General features: G+C 45.8%; 16 protein-coding genes. 7 read left to right on the top strand and 9 right to left on the bottom strand.

The features are described 5' to 3' along the window. The first annotated feature begins 15 nt into the window (after positions 1-15). The gene (locus MAQ5080_RS09375; RefSeq protein ID WP_067209060.1) at positions 16-1230 is read left to right on the top strand and encodes a response regulator; all 1215 of its coding nucleotides are present in this window, start codon (positions 16-18) and stop codon (positions 1228-1230) included. A gap of 4 nt (positions 1231-1234) precedes the next feature. Continuing rightward, positions 1235-1894: a sensor histidine kinase gene (locus MAQ5080_RS09370; protein ID WP_067209057.1), complete on the top strand. Its 660-nt coding sequence runs from the start codon at positions 1235-1237 to the stop codon at positions 1892-1894. Positions 1895-1940: 46 nt separating this feature from the next. Here MAQ5080_RS09370 and MAQ5080_RS09365 read toward each other — a convergent pair whose 3' ends face one another. The 7 genes from MAQ5080_RS09365 to MAQ5080_RS09335 form a co-directional block, all read right to left on the bottom strand. Beyond that, complete coding sequence (locus MAQ5080_RS09365) at positions 1941-2624, bottom strand: ATP-binding protein (RefSeq protein ID WP_067209055.1); 684 nt, start codon at positions 2622-2624, stop codon at positions 1941-1943. Between the two features lie 12 nt (positions 2625-2636). Next, positions 2637-4307 carry a tetratricopeptide repeat protein gene (locus tag MAQ5080_RS09360; RefSeq protein ID WP_067209053.1) on the bottom strand — a complete coding sequence of 557 codons (1671 nt, stop codon included), beginning with the start codon at positions 4305-4307 and terminating at the stop codon, positions 2637-2639. 24 nt (positions 4308-4331) lie between these two features. Beyond that, on the bottom strand, positions 4332-4955 hold the full coding sequence (locus MAQ5080_RS09355) for a GntR family transcriptional regulator (protein ID WP_067209051.1): 624 nt from the start codon (positions 4953-4955) through the stop codon (positions 4332-4334). Further along, positions 4948-6117 (bottom strand): benzoate/H(+) symporter BenE family transporter, encoded by a 1170-nt coding sequence (locus tag MAQ5080_RS09350; RefSeq protein ID WP_082861066.1) that lies wholly within the window; start codon positions 6115-6117, stop codon positions 4948-4950. Before MAQ5080_RS09350 ends, MAQ5080_RS09355 begins: the two co-directional genes overlap by 8 nt. A gap of 69 nt (positions 6118-6186) precedes the next feature. Beyond that, positions 6187-6900, bottom strand: a complete 714-nt coding sequence (locus tag MAQ5080_RS09345) for a ZIP family metal transporter (protein ID WP_067209046.1) — start codon at positions 6898-6900, stop codon at positions 6187-6189. A 70-nt stretch (positions 6901-6970) separates the two neighbouring features. Further along, positions 6971-8371, bottom strand: coding sequence for an ATP-binding protein (locus tag MAQ5080_RS09340; RefSeq protein WP_156496553.1), 1401 nt, complete (start codon positions 8369-8371; stop codon positions 6971-6973). Positions 8372-8374: 3 nt separating this feature from the next. After that, a complete protein-coding gene (locus MAQ5080_RS09335; RefSeq protein ID WP_067209041.1) occupies positions 8375-9043 on the bottom strand; it encodes a response regulator in 669 nt (222 codons plus the stop codon). Between the two features lie 289 nt (positions 9044-9332). Here MAQ5080_RS09335 and MAQ5080_RS09330 point away from each other — a divergent pair, with 289 nt between their 5' ends. Continuing rightward, entirely contained in the window at positions 9333-10127 is a 795-nt protein-coding gene (locus MAQ5080_RS09330) for an ATP-grasp domain-containing protein (protein ID WP_067209038.1), read from the top strand. Between the two features lie 64 nt (positions 10128-10191). On the opposite strand, the gene cysB is transcribed toward MAQ5080_RS09330, so the two are convergent. Beyond that, entirely contained in the window at positions 10192-11166 is a 975-nt protein-coding gene (gene cysB / locus MAQ5080_RS09325) for an HTH-type transcriptional regulator CysB (protein WP_067209036.1), read from the bottom strand. Positions 11167-11278: 112 nt separating this feature from the next. Between cysB and MAQ5080_RS09320 the strand changes: the two genes are divergently transcribed. Next, on the top strand, positions 11279-12040 hold the full coding sequence (locus MAQ5080_RS09320) for a sulfite exporter TauE/SafE family protein (RefSeq protein WP_067209033.1): 762 nt from the start codon (positions 11279-11281) through the stop codon (positions 12038-12040). A 200-nt stretch (positions 12041-12240) separates the two neighbouring features. Then, positions 12241-13317 carry a 3-deoxy-7-phosphoheptulonate synthase gene (locus MAQ5080_RS09315; RefSeq protein WP_067209031.1) on the top strand — a complete coding sequence of 359 codons (1077 nt, stop codon included), beginning with the start codon at positions 12241-12243 and terminating at the stop codon, positions 13315-13317. 71 nt (positions 13318-13388) lie between these two features. Here the strand turns inward: MAQ5080_RS09315 and nfuA are convergent, their stop codons facing one another. Continuing rightward, positions 13389-13970 (bottom strand): Fe-S biogenesis protein NfuA, encoded by a 582-nt coding sequence (nfuA, locus tag MAQ5080_RS09310; protein ID WP_067209028.1) that lies wholly within the window; start codon positions 13968-13970, stop codon positions 13389-13391. A 232-nt stretch (positions 13971-14202) separates the two neighbouring features. Between nfuA and MAQ5080_RS09305 the strand changes: the two genes are divergently transcribed. Both MAQ5080_RS09305 and MAQ5080_RS09300 read left to right on the top strand, forming a co-directional pair. Continuing rightward, on the top strand, positions 14203-15864 hold the full coding sequence (locus MAQ5080_RS09305) for a nitrite/sulfite reductase (protein ID WP_067209025.1): 1662 nt from the start codon (positions 14203-14205) through the stop codon (positions 15862-15864). Continuing rightward, on the top strand, positions 15848-16327 hold the full coding sequence (locus MAQ5080_RS09300; protein ID WP_067209023.1) for a DUF934 domain-containing protein: 480 nt from the start codon (positions 15848-15850) through the stop codon (positions 16325-16327). The genes MAQ5080_RS09305 and MAQ5080_RS09300 overlap by 17 nt, the downstream gene beginning before the upstream one ends. The last annotated feature ends 259 nt before the right edge of the window (positions 16328-16586 follow it).

Genomic DNA, 16586 nt, shown 5'->3' with positions numbered 1-16586 from the left:
AGAGATGGAACCTGGATGAATAAGCCAAACTTTTCAGATAAAAAGGCATTACTGATAGAAGACATGGCTGAAGCTCGAATCATGCAAAAAAAGATGCTGAATGATTTTGGCTTTAAATCCATTGAAATTGCCATGAAAGCTGAGAGCGCTATTGAACTCTTGCGCACCCATACCTACGACGTCATCTTATCAGACTACAACTTAGGCAATGGCAAAGATGGGCAACAACTGTTGGAAGAAGTTCGTCATTCCCACCTGATTCCGAACACGTCTACCTACTTGATGGTGACCGCCGAAACATCCACTGAAATGGTGATGGGGGCCATTGAGTACGCACCTGATGGCTACATTACTAAACCTTTCTCGCAAGCTATGCTGGAACGGCGTTTATTGAAGCTAATGGAAAACAAAGAGCTGCTCCTTAAAGTGAACAAAGCCCTTGATTCCGGTGACTACACGACAGCCATTACGGAAGCCAAAGCCGTTTCCAACAAACACCCGGCTTTGCAAAGTCGTTGCCAGCGTATTATTGGTGATGCACTGATCAGTCTAGAGCGCTATGACGATGCTTTAAGTATCTTCAGTGACAGCCGTAAGGACTCTAAAATGCCTTGGGCTGTTTTTGGTGAGGCTAAATGCCATTACTACTTAAACAAGATTGATAAGGCTGAAGCCAAGTTTCGTCAATTAACGCTCGACAATAAGTTTTTTGTCAGTGCTTATGATTGGCTAGCAAAAACACTGGTCAAAAAAGGTGAACTTGATACAGCACAAGCGGTTTTGGTGGACGCTGTTGGTCGTTCGCCTAAAAACCTATTGCGACAAATTGAGCTTGGCAAACTAAGCATGGAAGTACACGACAACCTAATGGCGGAAATGTCATTTCGACGCGCGGTTTTTCTGGCTAAGCACTCATGCTTTAACGAAGCCGAGGTCTATCTACAGCACATGGCTTCTATTGTTGCCTTGGCTCGTGAAGGCGACATCCCTTCTCGTCAAGTGGATAACTTTCAAACTACCCTTAGCAAAGTGCACCAAAACTTTTTCAATTCTCCCGAAGTTCGCAGTGAAGCCTATTTATTAGAAATGGAGCTATACTCAGCCCTAGGTGATAAAAAAACCATGAACCAAATTGAAGAAGTTATGAATCACGATATCGAGTCAGGCCAAGCGGCTGCGTTATCCGCCACATCACAAAGGCGCATTGACTCAATTAAAAGTCTGAAGTAACCCTATGCAGAAAATTGAGATCACGACCATCTTAGCCAGTGCCATACACGAAAGTAAAAATCAGCTCGGCACTCTTTTATATCAATTGGAAGCACTCAAGCGTCTGGACTTAGGTCATGAAGGCAAAAAGACTCTGACCAAGGTCGAAGAAGGCATGAAGCAACTAAACGATGAATGGGTAGAATACCTTTACCTGTATCGCTTAGCTTCTGATGGTTATGATGTGAATTACGACAGCCATGCATTAGATGAGTTTCTTGATGACCAAGTATTTGCCCTAAAACCCTCGGCTGTCGCTCGAGACCTATCGTTGACTTATCAGACAGATGCCGACCTTACTGGGGTGTTTGATGATCGCTTGATGACGGCGGTGGTCAGTACAGCGGTTTACAATGCATTGCGTTTTGCAAAATCAAAAATCGAAATCAATGCTGCCATGGAAGATGATTACCTGGTCATTTCCATTGAAGATGATGGCAAAGGCTTCAATGCCAGCCATGAAAAAGAAGATGAATTGCTGTTTAACAACAATACTGGATTAGGTCTGTATTTCGCGGAATTATCGGCCGATGCTCACTCTGTAGAAGAGCGAAATGGCACCATCAAAAAATTGTATTCAGAACACTTAGGCGGCGCTAAGCTGGCTATTTACCTGCCTCAATAGTAGAAATCAGCCCCAACGAAACCTGAATTGGGGCTGCTTTTGTAGTTTATGGAATAAATAAATCAATACGGCCACCACCCGTGGCAGCATCATTACGCAACTTAGTAAAGCCGACATGCCCTTGGTTTTTATGCTGATTTGCCACTTTTTCACAGTAAAGCCAGCCACTGTTTTGGCTAGAGACATTGGCAAGCGTTTGTCCCGATACAAGGTTCGCAAAACTGTCCAACACAGCATCAGGGTAACCTTGGCCATTATCCACCACGGAAATCATTAAACCTTGCTCAACAGACGCCAGCTCTATATTGATTTCATCGTTAGTGTAACGAATGGCATTGAGCAAGATAATTTGTAATACCGAACTGATCAGTTGAGGATCCAAATACCAGCTCAGGTCGTCGCCTCGAACTGTTACATCAATTTGCTTATTTTCCAACAATGCTTCAAAGCTTGCCAGAATATCTTCAATCAGCTCCATGACGTAAGAATCTTGTGGCTGTACTGTCAGCGAGTCCGTTTCAATCAAGTACAATCCATGCAGCTGGTTAATGACATTTTGCATGCGCACCATTTCGTACTGCGCATCGACCAAGTCGTACTTATCCTCATCTTTTAAGTGATGTGCCATTAGCGTGTCCAACTTATAAAGAACCTGCCCTAGTGAGTTACGCATATCCTTTACCGATGCACTGATAATGTTTCTAAACGGCAGTTGATTATCTTTAGGCATACTACAGAGCTCCTAGAATGTAACTTTATAATGCTTCATAAGGTATTCTTTTAACGCAACCAAACGCTTATGTTGCTTATGAGCTGGTGATACGTGTCGTAATCGTTTTAATGCTTCGACACACTCCGTCACCAAATGCGCTTGCTCCCCATTAGCCTCCATCAACTTAAGACTGGTTTGCACTAGGTTAAGATTTAACCCCGGATGTCTTGGAGAGTATTGAAGGGCGGTTTTAAACTGCTCAATGGCCGCCGAATAATCTTTTTGCGAGTAACTGGCCAGTCCGTCTTTATTCAGCCCTTTTGCTTGTGCTTTGGCACTTGAACTAACTGGCTCATCTAGAAAATCAGCCGCCTGCTGCTTAAGGTGCGAACTGCTGCTTTGATCATTGACCAATGAAGCCAGTATGGTCTCAGCTTGCTCATGTTCACCAGCGTTATATAAGGTCTTACCGTACTCCACCACCAAATCTGATGGCATCCCTCCTTCTAACTCAGAAGCGATTTGCTGTGCGTTCTTCAAGGCTTGTTGAGCTTCTTTGGCTTGCCCTTGGGCAGCATGAAAACGGCTCTCGGCCAATGTTTTACGCAGCTTCACTGAATCATCATCCGCAAAGCGCTTACCGACCACGGTGAGCGCTTGACTGGCTTCGTTTAAAAGGCGTTTGCGATCAGCACTGCTTTCGACGGAATCAGCTGACTCAGCCACGATGTCAACCAACTGGATATAGTCATCAGGGTTTTCATGGATAGAGTTTATGCCCAAGCGAACCGTCTGTTGACTGGCTTTCAAAGCGCTCTGAGTGTCACCATTTGCCATACTCACAGTGGCCATATGCTTCTGACGCTTATGAATGCGAGGGGAAATTTTAATCGCATCATCCAACACAGATTGTGCTTCATCGCTCCGCCCCATTTCTTCAAGGCACTGGGCCAATAAATCGTAGGCGCTAATGGTTTGAGGAAATAGACGCAACAGTTTTTCTAGGATAGTAATTGCGTTATCGGTCTGACCTTGGTGATGTTCTTTTTTGGCAAGCCCCAATAATGCCCAGTCCAAATCACGTACACTTAGCTCAGCTTGACATAGCTGCTCAAGTTTATCGAATTGTTGAGTCGCCAGAAACGCATCCACTAATGTGCGTTTGCACCAAGGCGTATAACGCCCCTCTTCCTGAATATGCTGTAGGCAAGAGGCAATCAGTTCAGTGTATTTGCCTTTGGCCAAACACTCTTTCATTTTTGCTAAGGCTTGAGACTGTTGAAACTGGCGTTCTAGGCGACGAGCAAGCACCGCTTGAGTAAAGGGCTTTGAAAGATATTCGTCTGGCTGGGACTCCATGATCCCCATGACCACATCACGACTGGTTTCAGCGGATACGATGATAAAAATATTGGTTGGCTTAAGCAGTTTTAGTTCACGTAACTCTTCAAGTACTTGCTGTCCATTCTTACCGCCCGTTAAGCGAAAGTCACACAAAATAATGTCATACCGACGTGCTCGGCAAGACTCTAAAACGCCTTTACCGCTAGATGTCTGATCTACCTGTTGTATGCCCAATCCTTGCAGCATTTGTCGAATCGACACCCTAGAGTTCTCAAACTCATCGGCGACCAACGCCTGCAGCCCTGCATACACGGATGAGTTCTGTGCGGCTTTATTTTGAAAGAGTGCTTTATCCACTAAGCTTGACCTACTTTGATCGAGTTAACTTGTTGCTTTTAAATAGGCGACTAACTTTTTCCCTGCTTCATCAATATGACGTTTCAACAGGGCGAGCGCTTCATTTGCATTCCCATCAGTTAGGAAATTCAGCAACTGTTCGTGTTCATTTTGACTTATATCCCGATAGTTAAGCGGGCCATACTGAAATCCCATATAGCGTCGGACTTGTTCATTTAATATAGCTACCACATTAAATAGTGTGGGTCTATTTGCCACTTGGTATAGGGTGGCATGCAAGTCCCAGTTTAATTGACCACGCTCAACCAAACTCAACGTCGGGCTATTTAACTGTTTATTAATATCTCGAGCCTTACCTAATACTTCATAAGTAATATTAGGTATAGCATAATCTAATAACTGACACTCTAAAAGCGTACGCATTTGATATAAGTCTTCGGCTTCACACCAGTTTAATTCAGGCACCATCACACCTGCTTTACCATGTGCGACCAACCAACCTTGATTCTTCAGTACTGCAATGGCATCCCTCACTGGAATGCGACTGACACCATAGCGCTCAGAGAGCTCTTGCTGCCTTAACGGGCAACCGCGCGCTAATTGTCCGTTTAATATGTCGGCTTTTAATTGATCGAGTAACTCAGTCATTCTTTATACGTTGTATCATCAATACCAATAAACCAAAGCAGATTCCCCAAAATGCAGAAGCCACCCCCAAAAATGACACCCCTGATACGGTCGTTAGGAACGTAATTAACGCAGGCTCACGGTATGCATCAGAATCAAACGCTGCTTTCAGGTTTGCACCTATGGTCCCCAGCAAGGCGATACCAGCCAACGCTGCAATCATAGCCGCTGGAAAGACCGCAAATAGCCCCACCACAGATGCCCCTGCCAGCCCTGCAATGGCATAAAAGACCCCTGCTGACAGGCCCGCAATGTACCGCTTAGAGGCCTCTTTATGGCATTCATCACCACTACAAATCGCGGCCGTAATAGCTGCAAGATTAAAAGCAAAACCGCCAAATGGTGCCAATAAAACGGTGCTGAAACCGGTCCAAGAGATGATATTTGAGACAGGTGTTTGGTAGTGGCTGGCACGCATCACGGCCACCCCTGGGATATTTTGCGACGTCAAAGTGACGATAAACAAAGGTACGCCAACCCCTAATATCAAAGATGTGTTCCATTCAGGGGTCACCCACTGCAAGGTGCCGACCGATAGCGGAATCGATGAAAAGTCGGTATTGGGCTCAATCAGTACCATTAGTAACCCCGCTAATAGCACGATAATCACAGCATACCGTGGGATAATGAGTTTACTCACCAAATAAGCCAGCAACATGATCATGACTAACCAAGGACTGCTTTCAAGGGAAGTAAAGATTGCCACACCAAAATTAAATAAAACCCCGACCAACATTGCACAGGCGATTGGCAGTGGAATCCAACGCATCATGCGGTCAAACAGCCCTGTGATCCCAAGCAGCAAAGCCAATGCCCCAGCAAACATAAACACGGCGAGGGATTCAGCATAGCTGGCCCCGTTTAAACTGGTTGCTAATAACGCGGCCCCAGGGGTTGACCAAGCCGTAATAACAGGCGCTTTGTAATACCAAGACAAGGCAAAGCAGGTTGCCCCCATGCCGATGCCTAATGCCATAATCCATGAGATTTTCATGGCTTCATCTGCGCCTGCCGCTTCTGCCGCTTGAAATACGATTGCGACAGAACTGGCAAAGCCAATCAATACTGCAACAAACCCTGCGACCACAGCACTCAAGCTGATATCCGATAAGATCTTACTCATGTGCATCTCCTTTGATGAGTCAATCCTAGCAGATTATAAAAATGTATACATTTTTATTTTTGTATCGATTTAGTGCATCAGCATAAAACCTATTAACCCTAGTACAAACCCCATAACAGCTCCAAGCGGTGGCGCCCAATGTCGATCCAACTTGACCTGCGGCGCGATATCTTGAAACACCGCGTAGAGAATGCCACCAGCAGCGACCAACATGGTGGCGGAAATAAAGGCGGCAAAGTGTGCTAGCCAAAAGTAGGCCACTAACCCTGCAAGTGGTCCCGATAAGGCTAATAGCAAGAACAGCAATAATATTTTTCGGTCACTTAATCGCCCCGATTCTTTTAACTCGCGAAAGGCATTAAAACCTTCTGGTAAGTTTTGCATAGCGATCAAGCAAGCCAGTAATAATGAGGAGCCTTTACCGAGCGCCAATGACGCACCCAGCGCAATAGATTCAGGTATAAAGTCAGAGAGCATGGCTACTAACTGCCCAGCAGCACTCTTATGTTTATACAAATAAATGTCGATCAACATAAACAGCACGCCCCCTGAAAGGAATAGCACGGCGCTGATTAGCACAGAGAATGGCTCAATACCTTCGGGGACTAATACCAGTGCAATGGCAGATAATAAAGCGCCACCACCGAATGCGGTAATACTATGGCGCAACTCTTCATCGAGCCAATTTGGTCGTATGCGATCAATGGTAGCCAACCAGCCACCAACGGGCATAGCCAAGCCAGCCATCAAGGTTAGAAGCAAAATATAAATCCATTCGGGCATGACTTTCTCCTTCCACGAGACACCTCAATCACAAGGATACTGGTATTAGAGGTGTGCTTAGCACACTAAATTACAACGGAAAGAATATGCGTACAATCAAGCCAGATGGTTCATTATTAGCAAAAGTAAGTCGCGCACCATAATATTTAGTCAATGTGGCCACGATGGATAGTCCAAGTCCTGCACCAGATTGGTCACTACCACGGTAAAAGCGCTCAGTTAATCGTTCTATTTCAGCTTCTTCAAGCCCTGCGCCAGTGTCTTTAAATTCAAATACTAAGCCGCCTTCCTGAGTATGCCAATCGATGTAGATGGCGCCACCCTCAGGCGTAAATTTAAGCGCATTAGAAATCAGGTTTTGCAAGATCACTTCGAAATGACTTGCTTCGATGGGCAACATTAATCCGTCTTGATCCTCGTTGATCTCGATGGTGATTTGGCGCTGCCAAACCACTGGATAGAGATCGGCGACGATCTGTCGTGTCGCTTTTAAAACGTCAATTGGCGCATGCTCAGACGCTTGCAGCTGACTTTCAATACGTGCGTAGGAAAGTAATTGAGCAACAATCCGTGTGCTGCGATCGACACCACTCTGTAATTGCTTAAGGGCGTGTTGACGCTCGGCATCCGTTTCGGCTGATTCAGCGTTTTGTGCATGCAAACGTAACACCGCCAACGGTGTGCGCAGCTCATGGGCCGCATCGGCGATCCAGCGCTTTTCTCGAGCCATCAATTCATCGATCGACAGCAGCAGAGTGTTAATCGCTTGCTGAACTGGCGCTAATTCCTGAGGCATATTTTCAATACTGACAGGCTTTAATTGGGATGGCTCAATCAGTTTTATGCGGCTTGTCAGTTGCTTCAAAGGCTCTAAACCGAGACTTACCGCCATCCAAACTAAAATGGCAATTAGCGGCCAGCCAATCACTTCTGGTAACACAGAGTTAAGCACGATTTCTGTTACCATTTCACCACGGACATCTGACCGTTCAGCCACTATAATTGTCGAAATGTTGCCTTCCTCGGAAGTCGCTTTTAACTCAAATGTACGCCACTCATACGCCCCACTGTCTGCGTAACCAAAACCATTGCCTTCGTTAATTTGAGGTTCGATATTCAAATCTTCGGAAGCAACGACAACGTCGCCATTACGCCATATTCTAAAATAAATTTTGCTCTCGTAATGATGGCCTACATCCGACAAATGATACTCCTCCAGCTCTGCCACTGCTTTCGGATATACAAACGTGGGGGAATTTTTTCCGATCTCCATGTCATCATTGGAAAGATGCAGCAATAGACGAGCCTGTTGCGCAAGACGTGCATCAAACAGCTCTTCCACCTCATGGTTCGCTGCGATCACACCAACGACCCCCAGCAAAATACTGGTAAAGGCAAACACTGACATCACCATAATCAGCGTTCTTTGGCGAATCGAATTCGGCAGTTTCTTTTGTAATATTGACAGCAAGTACTACTCTCCCACAGGCTTTTCGGTGACGTATCCGACACCGCGAATGGTTCGTATCAATTCAGGAAAGAACTTCTTGCGCAAGTGATGAACATGCACTTCTAAAGCATTGCTCTCCACTTCTTCTCCCCAGCCATACAGTGATTGCACCAAAGCATCCCGGGTACAGACATGGCCAGGGCGAGAAATCAATTCTGACAGTAAGGCAAATTCACGACGGGTCAACGCAATGTCTTGTTGCTTGTATTGTACTTGCATCTCATCGGGATATAAGGCGATATCGCCATGTTGTATAACACTGACCGCACGCCCTTTTGAGCGCCTAACAATGGCTCGAATCCGTGCAATCACCTCGACCAAATCAAACGGCTTGACCACATAATCGTCCGCGCCAGCGTTCAACCCACCTACTCGATCCTCAACACCATCGCGAGCCGTTAACACCAACACAGGAATATCGATGTTTTTTTCTCGGATTTTTGTGAGTACGCTAATACCGTCCATTCTAGGCAGGCCTAAATCGAGTATGACTAGGTCGAAGGCTTCTTGCGTTACTGCCTGCAGCGCTTGTACACCATCTGTTAGCCAGTCCGTGGTAAAGCCCTCCCTGCGCAAAGCAATACAAAGACCATCCCCCAAAGACAAGTCATCTTCTACTAACAAAATTCTCATATGCAACTACCTAAACGCGTGAATAAACAAGAGCAACTAAAAATACAGCCATATAGATAACACCATCTTAAGTCTGTTTTAGCTCCATCTACTTCAATCTAACGACACAAAATTAAGCTTTCCTTAAGCTGGCTTCATTATCACGCTCGTGACATATTTCTGCAAAACGATACGCTTTTAACGACAGCCTAATTTTGCTCTTAATCACGCTGTGTAGCGCAAATAATGCTTTGTGAATTGTACAACTAGTCTTATTATCTCGCGGTGTTTAATACAGAGGCTAACGGCCGTGAAAATTGTTTCTTTTGATGCTTTAAGAACGCTTCATCTACCAAATGTGCACTACATCAAACCAGAGAACATGTATGCGCATTTAGACATCATTCGTGAAGCAGATTGGGTACTTTTCCCCGAGTATTGGCAGCTTAATGCATTGGTTCATGGACTAAAGAAACGAATTTTCCCAAGCCTGGCGTCCTATATGATTGGTCATGATAAAGTTGAAATGACTCGGACTTTTATGACCATCATCCCGACCAATCACCCTTATACCGAGATTTGCGGCAACACGCCTTATGAAGCTGATCGAATTTGGGATGTCATGCCAACACCATTCGTGGCCAAAATCCCACGCAGCAGCATGGGCAATGGGGTGTTTTTGATCGACAACCCAGTTCAATGGCGCGACTATCTAGAAAAATCACCGGTCATCTACGCGCAAGAGTTCTTACCCATTGATCGTGATCTTCGAATTGTCTGGGTCGGTAACGAAGTAGTCAGTGGCTATTGGCGTTTGCAAGCGGAACAAGGGTTCTACAATAACATCAGCCAAGGTGGGCAGGTGGAAGTAGCCTTGATACCAAAAGAGGCATTAGACTTAGTGGAGTTTGTTGCGACCACCTTAGGTATCGATCATGGCGGCTTTGATGTGGCTATGGTCGGATCCATTCCTTACCTGATCGAATTTAATCGTATTTTTGGTAACCAAGGTGTGCGCGATCTTCAGCAAAGCGCAGATATCGGCATAATGAATTATCTGACTAAGCATCAACCACAAGACTTATCGAACGTCCAGGCCATCTAGCCTAGCACTAGGCAATTAGCAAAAAAAAGGAGAGCTGGGCTCTCCTTTTTCGTTGCGATAATGACTAGTAACGAGGCAAAACGATGCCTTCAAACAAGGCTTCGACATCTTGACGTGTCGGAGCTTCCATGGCCTGAATCACCAAATCCTGGGTTAAATGTGGAGCAAAGGATTGAATAAACTTGTACATATAGCCGCGAATAAAAGTGTTCGAACGTATACCAATCTTAGTGGTGCTGTCGGCAAACAAATGTGAGGCATCCAAAGCCACCAAATCACTGTCCGCCTCTTGGTCATAGGCCATGGTCGCGACGATGCCCACCCCTAAACCTAGACGCACATACGTTTTGATCACGTCTGAATCGGCTGCAGTAAAGACCACATTGGGCTCAAGCTCTGCAGCCTGAAAAGCATCGTCTAACTGTGAACGCCCCGTAAAACCAAACACATAAGTGACAATTGGGTACTTCGCTAACGCCTCTAAACTTAGTTTATCGACTTTGGCTAATGGGTGCTCCTTAGGTACCACAACGGAGCGGTTCCATGTGTAGCACGGCAGCATAACAAGGTTACCGAACATCTCTAGTGCTTCTGTGGCGATGGCAAAATCCACCACACCATCGTTGGCCATCTCTGCAATCTGCATGGGTGTGCCTTGATGCATATGCAAGGTGACGTCTGGGTAGCCGTCAATAAAGTCATGAATGATTTTTGGCAGCGCGTAGCGCGCTTGAGTATGGGTTGTGGCGATATCGAGTGAACCTTTACGCTCATCACTGAATTCTTTGGCCACTTTTTTAATGTTTTGTGTCTGATTTAGAATCTCACCAGCTAAAGCAATGATGCGCTCACCGGCAGGAGTAATATGTGTTAAATGCTTGCCACTTCTAGCAAACACTTCAATACCTAACTCATCCTCTAACAGACGAATTTGCTTGCTAACACCCGGCTGGGAAGTGTAAAGACTTTGGGCCGTTGCAGAGACATTTAAGTCGTGTCGGGCAACCTCCCAGATGTACCTTAGCTGCTGTAACTTCATCGGCCGATTATCCTTATTCTAAAAAGAGTTAAAAACATAAAAAAATATTACTTTATAGAATAGTAAAAAAGCTCTATGGTTGCCAACATTAATCTCACTTAGATGAAAAACAATGGATTTTATTTGGTACATTATGGCCGGCATTGGTGTTGGCTTAGCAGTAGGAATTACGGGTGTTGGTGGCGGCTCGTTAATGACCCCTCTTCTTCTTATGTTTGGCTTTCCGCCCCACATTGCGATCGGTACAGACTTATTATACGCAGGCATTGCCAAAAGTACTGGCGTGGTAATGCATGCTAAACGAGGCAATGTTAATTGGCGCATTATGGGTGCCATGGCAGCAGGCAGCTTACCCGCTTCCTTTGTTACTGTCTGGGCGCTGTCGAATTTCGAGCACCCAGAGCACTATCAGCATTTGCTCACAGGTACGCTTGGCTTAATGCTAATCGTGACAGCGGTGGTCATTATTTTCCGTAAACGCCTACACGGTCTATTAAAGCCTAATTTATCAGCCAAGCAAGGCTCTACAGCCATTTTCATCTGTGGCTTGGTGTTGGGTGTATTTGTTACCCTAACCTCTGTGGGTGCCGGTGCATTGGGCACAGCAATGATGATGCTGCTCTTCCCAGCTATGCAAGCGCGCAACGTCGTTGGTACTGACTTAGCGCACGCTGTTCCATTAACGCTGGTAGCGGGTATTGGTCACGTGTTCCTTGGCAACATCGATTACAACCTACTCGCTGGTCTATTGCTTGGCTCGATTCCAGCGATTTATGTCGGTACTAAAGTTGCTTCCTTTGTACCCAACAAGGTACTTCAACCGGTATTAGCAACCGCTCTTGCCAGCTTTGGCGTGAAATATTTGTTCTTCTAATACCCTTAGAGTGTAGCGATATACTAAAGGCATCCAAGCATGGGTGCCTTTTTCATTTCTATCCTGTCTTTCAAACTAAATTTTTATCACTTTTCTTTCTAAAGACCCTTCATTCTTACCAGAAAACCATGTACTGTTGCTGTCACATAAAAAAACAAGCAACTACATTGCACAAAAAGTTATATTAGGAAATTAGAGAGATGAGTGATTCGCGTTTAGAGGACTTAAACATTGCCTCCTTCAGTTCTTTGGTAACGCCACAAGAGCTAAAACAAGAACTGCCTTTGAACAATGACATCCGTGAGCAGATTGCACGTTCACGTGATGTAATCAAAAACATCATGGACGGTAAAGACCACCGCTTAGCCATCGTGATTGGTCCTTGTTCAATTCATGATCCAGAAGCCGCACTAGACTACGCACGTCGTCTAAAAGTACTGTCTGAAAAAGTGAGCGATTCTCTCTACATCGTTATGCGTGCCTACTTTGAAAAACCACGCACGACGGTTGGTTGGAAAGGCCTAATCAATGACCCAAACCTAGACGGTACCTTTGATATCAATAAGGGCATGCGTATTGCGCGTAAGCTACTTGTAGACCTTTCTGAACTAGGCCTACCGCTAGCAACCGAAGCATTAGATCCTATTTCACCACAGTACTACCAAGACCTTATTAGCTGGTCCGCTATCGGTGCCCGTACCACAGAGTCGCAAACTCACCGTGAAATGGCCTCTGGCCTATCAGGTCCAGTGGGCTTCAAAAACGGTACTGATGGTTCGATGACGGTTGCAGTCAACGCGATGCAGTCTGTGTCTCACCCACACTCCTTCCTAGGTATTAATGAAGGCGGTCAAGTGACCATCGTTAACACCAAGGGTAACGAGTACGGCCACCTGGTATTACGCGGCGGCAATGGACTACCGAACTACAGTGCTGAGCACGTTGCAGCCAGCGAAGCTGAATTAACCAAAGCCGGTCTTAAACACAACATCATGGTAGATTGCTCTCACGAGAACTCTGCTAAAAAGCCTGAGCGTCAGCCAGAAGTTGCCTTGGACGCTACGCGTCAAATCGTGGAAGGCAATAACTCTATCATGGGTCTAATGATCGAAAGTAACATTGGTTGGGGCAATCAAAAAGTGCCAGCGAACATTAGCGATCTTGAGTACGGTGTATCCATTACTGATGCTTGCATCGATTGGGAAGCGACAGAGAAAACGCTTCTTGAAATGGCAGAAACACTAAAAAATGTTCTACCAAAACGCCCGCGTGCTTAACGGGGCGCATTGAGTAAAAAAATGGAGCCATTTGGCTCCATTTTTTTATGTCTTTTTTGCGAAGCTGCAAATTACATAAAGGCGTTATCCGTCACCGTGTGATCGGTAGCATCTTTTACTGCAGTTAGGCCAGGCACTTTATCGACTAAGGTTTTCTCAACGCCTTCTTTCAGCGTTAGATCCACTGCACTACAGCCTTGGCAGCCACCGCCAAACTGAAGTACTGCAACACCACCTTCAAGCACTTCAACCAACTTCACTTCGCCACCGTGGGCCGCTAGGCTTGGGTTGATATCTGAATAAAGTACGTAATTGATTTGATCTTCAATTGGGCTGTCTGCGTTTACCTTTGGCATCTTAGCGTTTGGCGCTTTGATGGTCAGTTGTCCGCCCATTTTTTCTGTCGCGTAGTCAACAAACGCTTCGTCTAGGAACGGCACGGATTGCGCTTCCATGTAAACACGCAGTTTTGGTAGATCTAAGATTTCATCCGTAAAGATCACTTCCTCTGGACGGCAGTATGCAAGACATGTTTCCGCATACGGTGTACCAGGTTGTTGAATAAAGATACGCACGGCCATGCCTTCAACGCCTTGCTTATCCAGCAAACCAGACAAATATTCCTGCGCACTATCTGTAATCGTAATGTTCATACTCACCCTTAATGGAACGTGTGATGTGTCTATCTCGTTATGTTACCGCACTCTCACCGTAAAACAGAAGACCTAGTAAAAAACTAAGGTATTTTTTCGTAATTGAGATTTAAGGACACAGTGGTTAGTCGATTTATTTTTAAAGATATAGATAAATATTCATTTTAGGAATAAAGGAATTTTGGTAAATTTAGACTACCTAAGAATTTATACAACAACGGTTCAGTCTTTTATGTATCAATACGACGCAATTGACCAGCAGCTAGTGGAAGAGCGTGTTGCGCAATTTCGCGACCAAACTCGCCGCTACCTGAATAATGAGCTTAAAGAAGAAGAATTTCTTCCATTACGCTTACAAAATGGCCTTTACATCCAGCGCTATGCTCCAATGCTACGCGTTGCGATCCCTTACGGCATGGTTTCAAGCAAGCAACTACGTACGCTTGCTGACATCAGCCGTCGTTATGACAAGGGCTACGGCCACTTTAGTACTCGTCAAAACCTTCAGTTAAACTGGCCGAAGCTTGAAGATGTGCCAGACATCCTAGCAGAGCTTGCTGAAGTGGAAATGCACGCGGTACAAACCAGTGGTAACTGTATCCGTAACACCACGACTGACCAGTACTCTGGTGTGATTTCAGACGAAATTGCTGACCCACGCCCTTACTGTGAATTGATCCGTCAATGGTCTACATTCCACCCAGAATTTGCGTTCCTACCACGTAAATTCAAAATCGCTGTATGTGCGACAGATTCTGCCGACCGTGCCGCGACACAAGTACACGACATCGGTCTTCACCTGAAGAAAAATGATGCTGGCGAAATCGGTTTTAAAGTCATCGTTGGTGGTGGTCTAGGCCGTACTCCAATGGTCGGCGAAACCATTTGCGACTTTATCCCACGCACTGACCTACTGACTTACCTAGACGCGATCATTCGTGTTTACAACCAACAAGGTCGTCGTGACAACAAGTACAAAGCACGTATCAAGATTCTAGTGAAAGCATTAGGTATCGAAGAATTCCGTAAGCGCGTTGACGCTGAATGGGAACACCTACGTGGTACTGAAAGCACGGTTCCAATGAGTGAATTCGATCGTCTAGCAAGCTTCTTTACCGAGCCTGCATACGAAGCACTTGAAGATCAGCCTGCTGAGCTTGTCGCCAAACTTGCTGAAAGCAATGGCTTTGCACGTTGGTACGAGCGCAACACGTTCGAACACAAGAAACCAGGCTACCGTATTGTAACGCTATCGCTTAAGAAGCCAGGTCAAGCACCAGGTGATGCGACTGCAGATCAAATGGAAAAAGCGGCTAACCTAGCGGACCAATACAGCTTCAGTGAGCTGCGTGTGAGCCACGAGCAAAACCTTGTGCTTGCCGATGTTCGCCAAGATCAATTGATCGAGCTTTGGGAAGCAGCCAAAGAAAACGGCTTTGCAACACCAACACTAGGTCTTCTAACAGACATGATCTGTTGCCCAGGCGGTGACTACTGTGGTCTAGCGAACGCAAAATCTATCCCGATCGCTGAGCAGATCCAAGAGTCATTCGATAACCTAGATTACCTATACGACATCGGCGAAGTAGATCTAAACATCTCTGGCTGTATGAACGCATGTGGTCACCACCACGTGGGTAACATCGGTGTTCTAGGTGTTGATAAGAAAGGTGAAGAGTTCTACCAAATCTCTCTAGGTGGCGCTTCTGGTCATGACGCATCGATCGGTAAGATCCTTGGCCCTTCTTTCGCACAAGAGCAAATTGCTGATGTCGTTCAAAAGATCATCGGTGTGTACATTTCTGCTCGTACTGAAGAAGAACGCTTTATTGATACTTTCCGCCGTATTGGAATGGCACCGTTTAAAGAGGCCGCATATGCCAAAGCTAATTAAGAACGGCGAGATCGTCGAAAACACTTACGTATGGCAACAAGACGCTGAAGCAACAGCGACTGAAAATGCTATCGTGCCAATGCAAAAATGGCTAGATAACCAAGACAGCATCGGAAAAGTTGCAGGTATCTGGATCGATGCTGGCGAAGGCGTTGAGCCACTAGCTGGCGTTGATCTAAGCCAATTTGACGTGATCGGCGTTAACTTCCCAAGCTTTATGGATGGCCGTGGCTTTAGCTACGCTCGCCTTCTACGCGAACGCTTGAACTACGACGGCGAAATCCGTGCCCTAGGCGGCTTTATGGCTGACCAGCAAGGCTACTTGATCCGTTGTGGTTTCAACAGCTTTGAGTTTGCCGAAGACGTTAACCTTGATATCGCGCTTACACTGAATAAACCATTCAGCGTTGCCTACCAAGGTGATGTGGCAGACCCACGCCCAATCTTCCTACGTCGCGGTTAATCCGTACGTTTGTAAGAGTCAAAAAAGCCGAGCTTATAGCTCGGCTTTTTTATGCCCGTACACCCCGACTCTGTTCGGGGAAGAAATCCTTCAATCGCGGGATACAACCCGCTCGTACGACCCGGCTGTGTCCCAGGGCTCGAGCATACTTTGTTCTCTTTTTAACCAAACAATAATTGAGCACGATAATCATCGCTCCAAGTAGCTCTTTTTAGCTTCTGCCGTTGGCTCGGGGAGTCATCATTACATTGCCTAAGTA

The sequence above is a fragment of the Marinomonas aquimarina genome (genome assembly GCF_900089755.1).
Taxonomy (GTDB): Bacteria; Pseudomonadota; Gammaproteobacteria; order Pseudomonadales; family Marinomonadaceae; genus Marinomonas; species Marinomonas aquimarina.
Note: the sequence above shows the minus strand (reverse complement) of the source record. Positions and strands in the feature narration are given on the sequence as shown.

Bases quoted from the DNA above. Each gene is read 5' to 3' on its own strand.
- MAQ5080_RS09375 (WP_067209060.1), top strand. From the start codon at position 16: ATGAATAAGCCAAACTTTTCAGATAAAAAGGCATTACTGATAGAAGAC.
- MAQ5080_RS09370 (WP_067209057.1), top strand. From the start codon at position 1,235: ATGCAGAAAATTGAGATCACGACCATCTTAGCCAGTGCCATACACGAA.
- MAQ5080_RS09365 (WP_067209055.1), bottom strand. From the start codon at position 2,624: ATGCCTAAAGATAATCAACTGCCGTTTAGAAACATTATCAGTGCATCG.
- MAQ5080_RS09355 (WP_067209051.1), bottom strand. From the start codon at position 4,955: ATGACTGAGTTACTCGATCAATTAAAAGCCGACATATTAAACGGACAA.
- MAQ5080_RS09350 (WP_082861066.1), bottom strand. From the start codon at position 6,117: ATGAGTAAGATCTTATCGGATATCAGCTTGAGTGCTGTGGTCGCAGGG.
- MAQ5080_RS09345 (WP_067209046.1), bottom strand. From the start codon at position 6,900: ATGCCCGAATGGATTTATATTTTGCTTCTAACCTTGATGGCTGGCTTG.
- MAQ5080_RS09335 (WP_067209041.1), bottom strand. From the start codon at position 9,043: ATGAGAATTTTGTTAGTAGAAGATGACTTGTCTTTGGGGGATGGTCTT.
- cysB (WP_067209036.1), bottom strand. From the start codon at position 11,166: ATGAAGTTACAGCAGCTAAGGTACATCTGGGAGGTTGCCCGACACGAC.
- MAQ5080_RS09320 (WP_067209033.1), top strand. From the start codon at position 11,279: ATGGATTTTATTTGGTACATTATGGCCGGCATTGGTGTTGGCTTAGCA.
- MAQ5080_RS09315 (WP_067209031.1), top strand. From the start codon at position 12,241: ATGAGTGATTCGCGTTTAGAGGACTTAAACATTGCCTCCTTCAGTTCT.
- nfuA (WP_067209028.1), bottom strand. From the start codon at position 13,970: ATGAACATTACGATTACAGATAGTGCGCAGGAATATTTGTCTGGTTTG.
- MAQ5080_RS09305 (WP_067209025.1), top strand. From the start codon at position 14,203: ATGTATCAATACGACGCAATTGACCAGCAGCTAGTGGAAGAGCGTGTT.
- MAQ5080_RS09300 (WP_067209023.1), top strand. From the start codon at position 15,848: ATGCCAAAGCTAATTAAGAACGGCGAGATCGTCGAAAACACTTACGTA.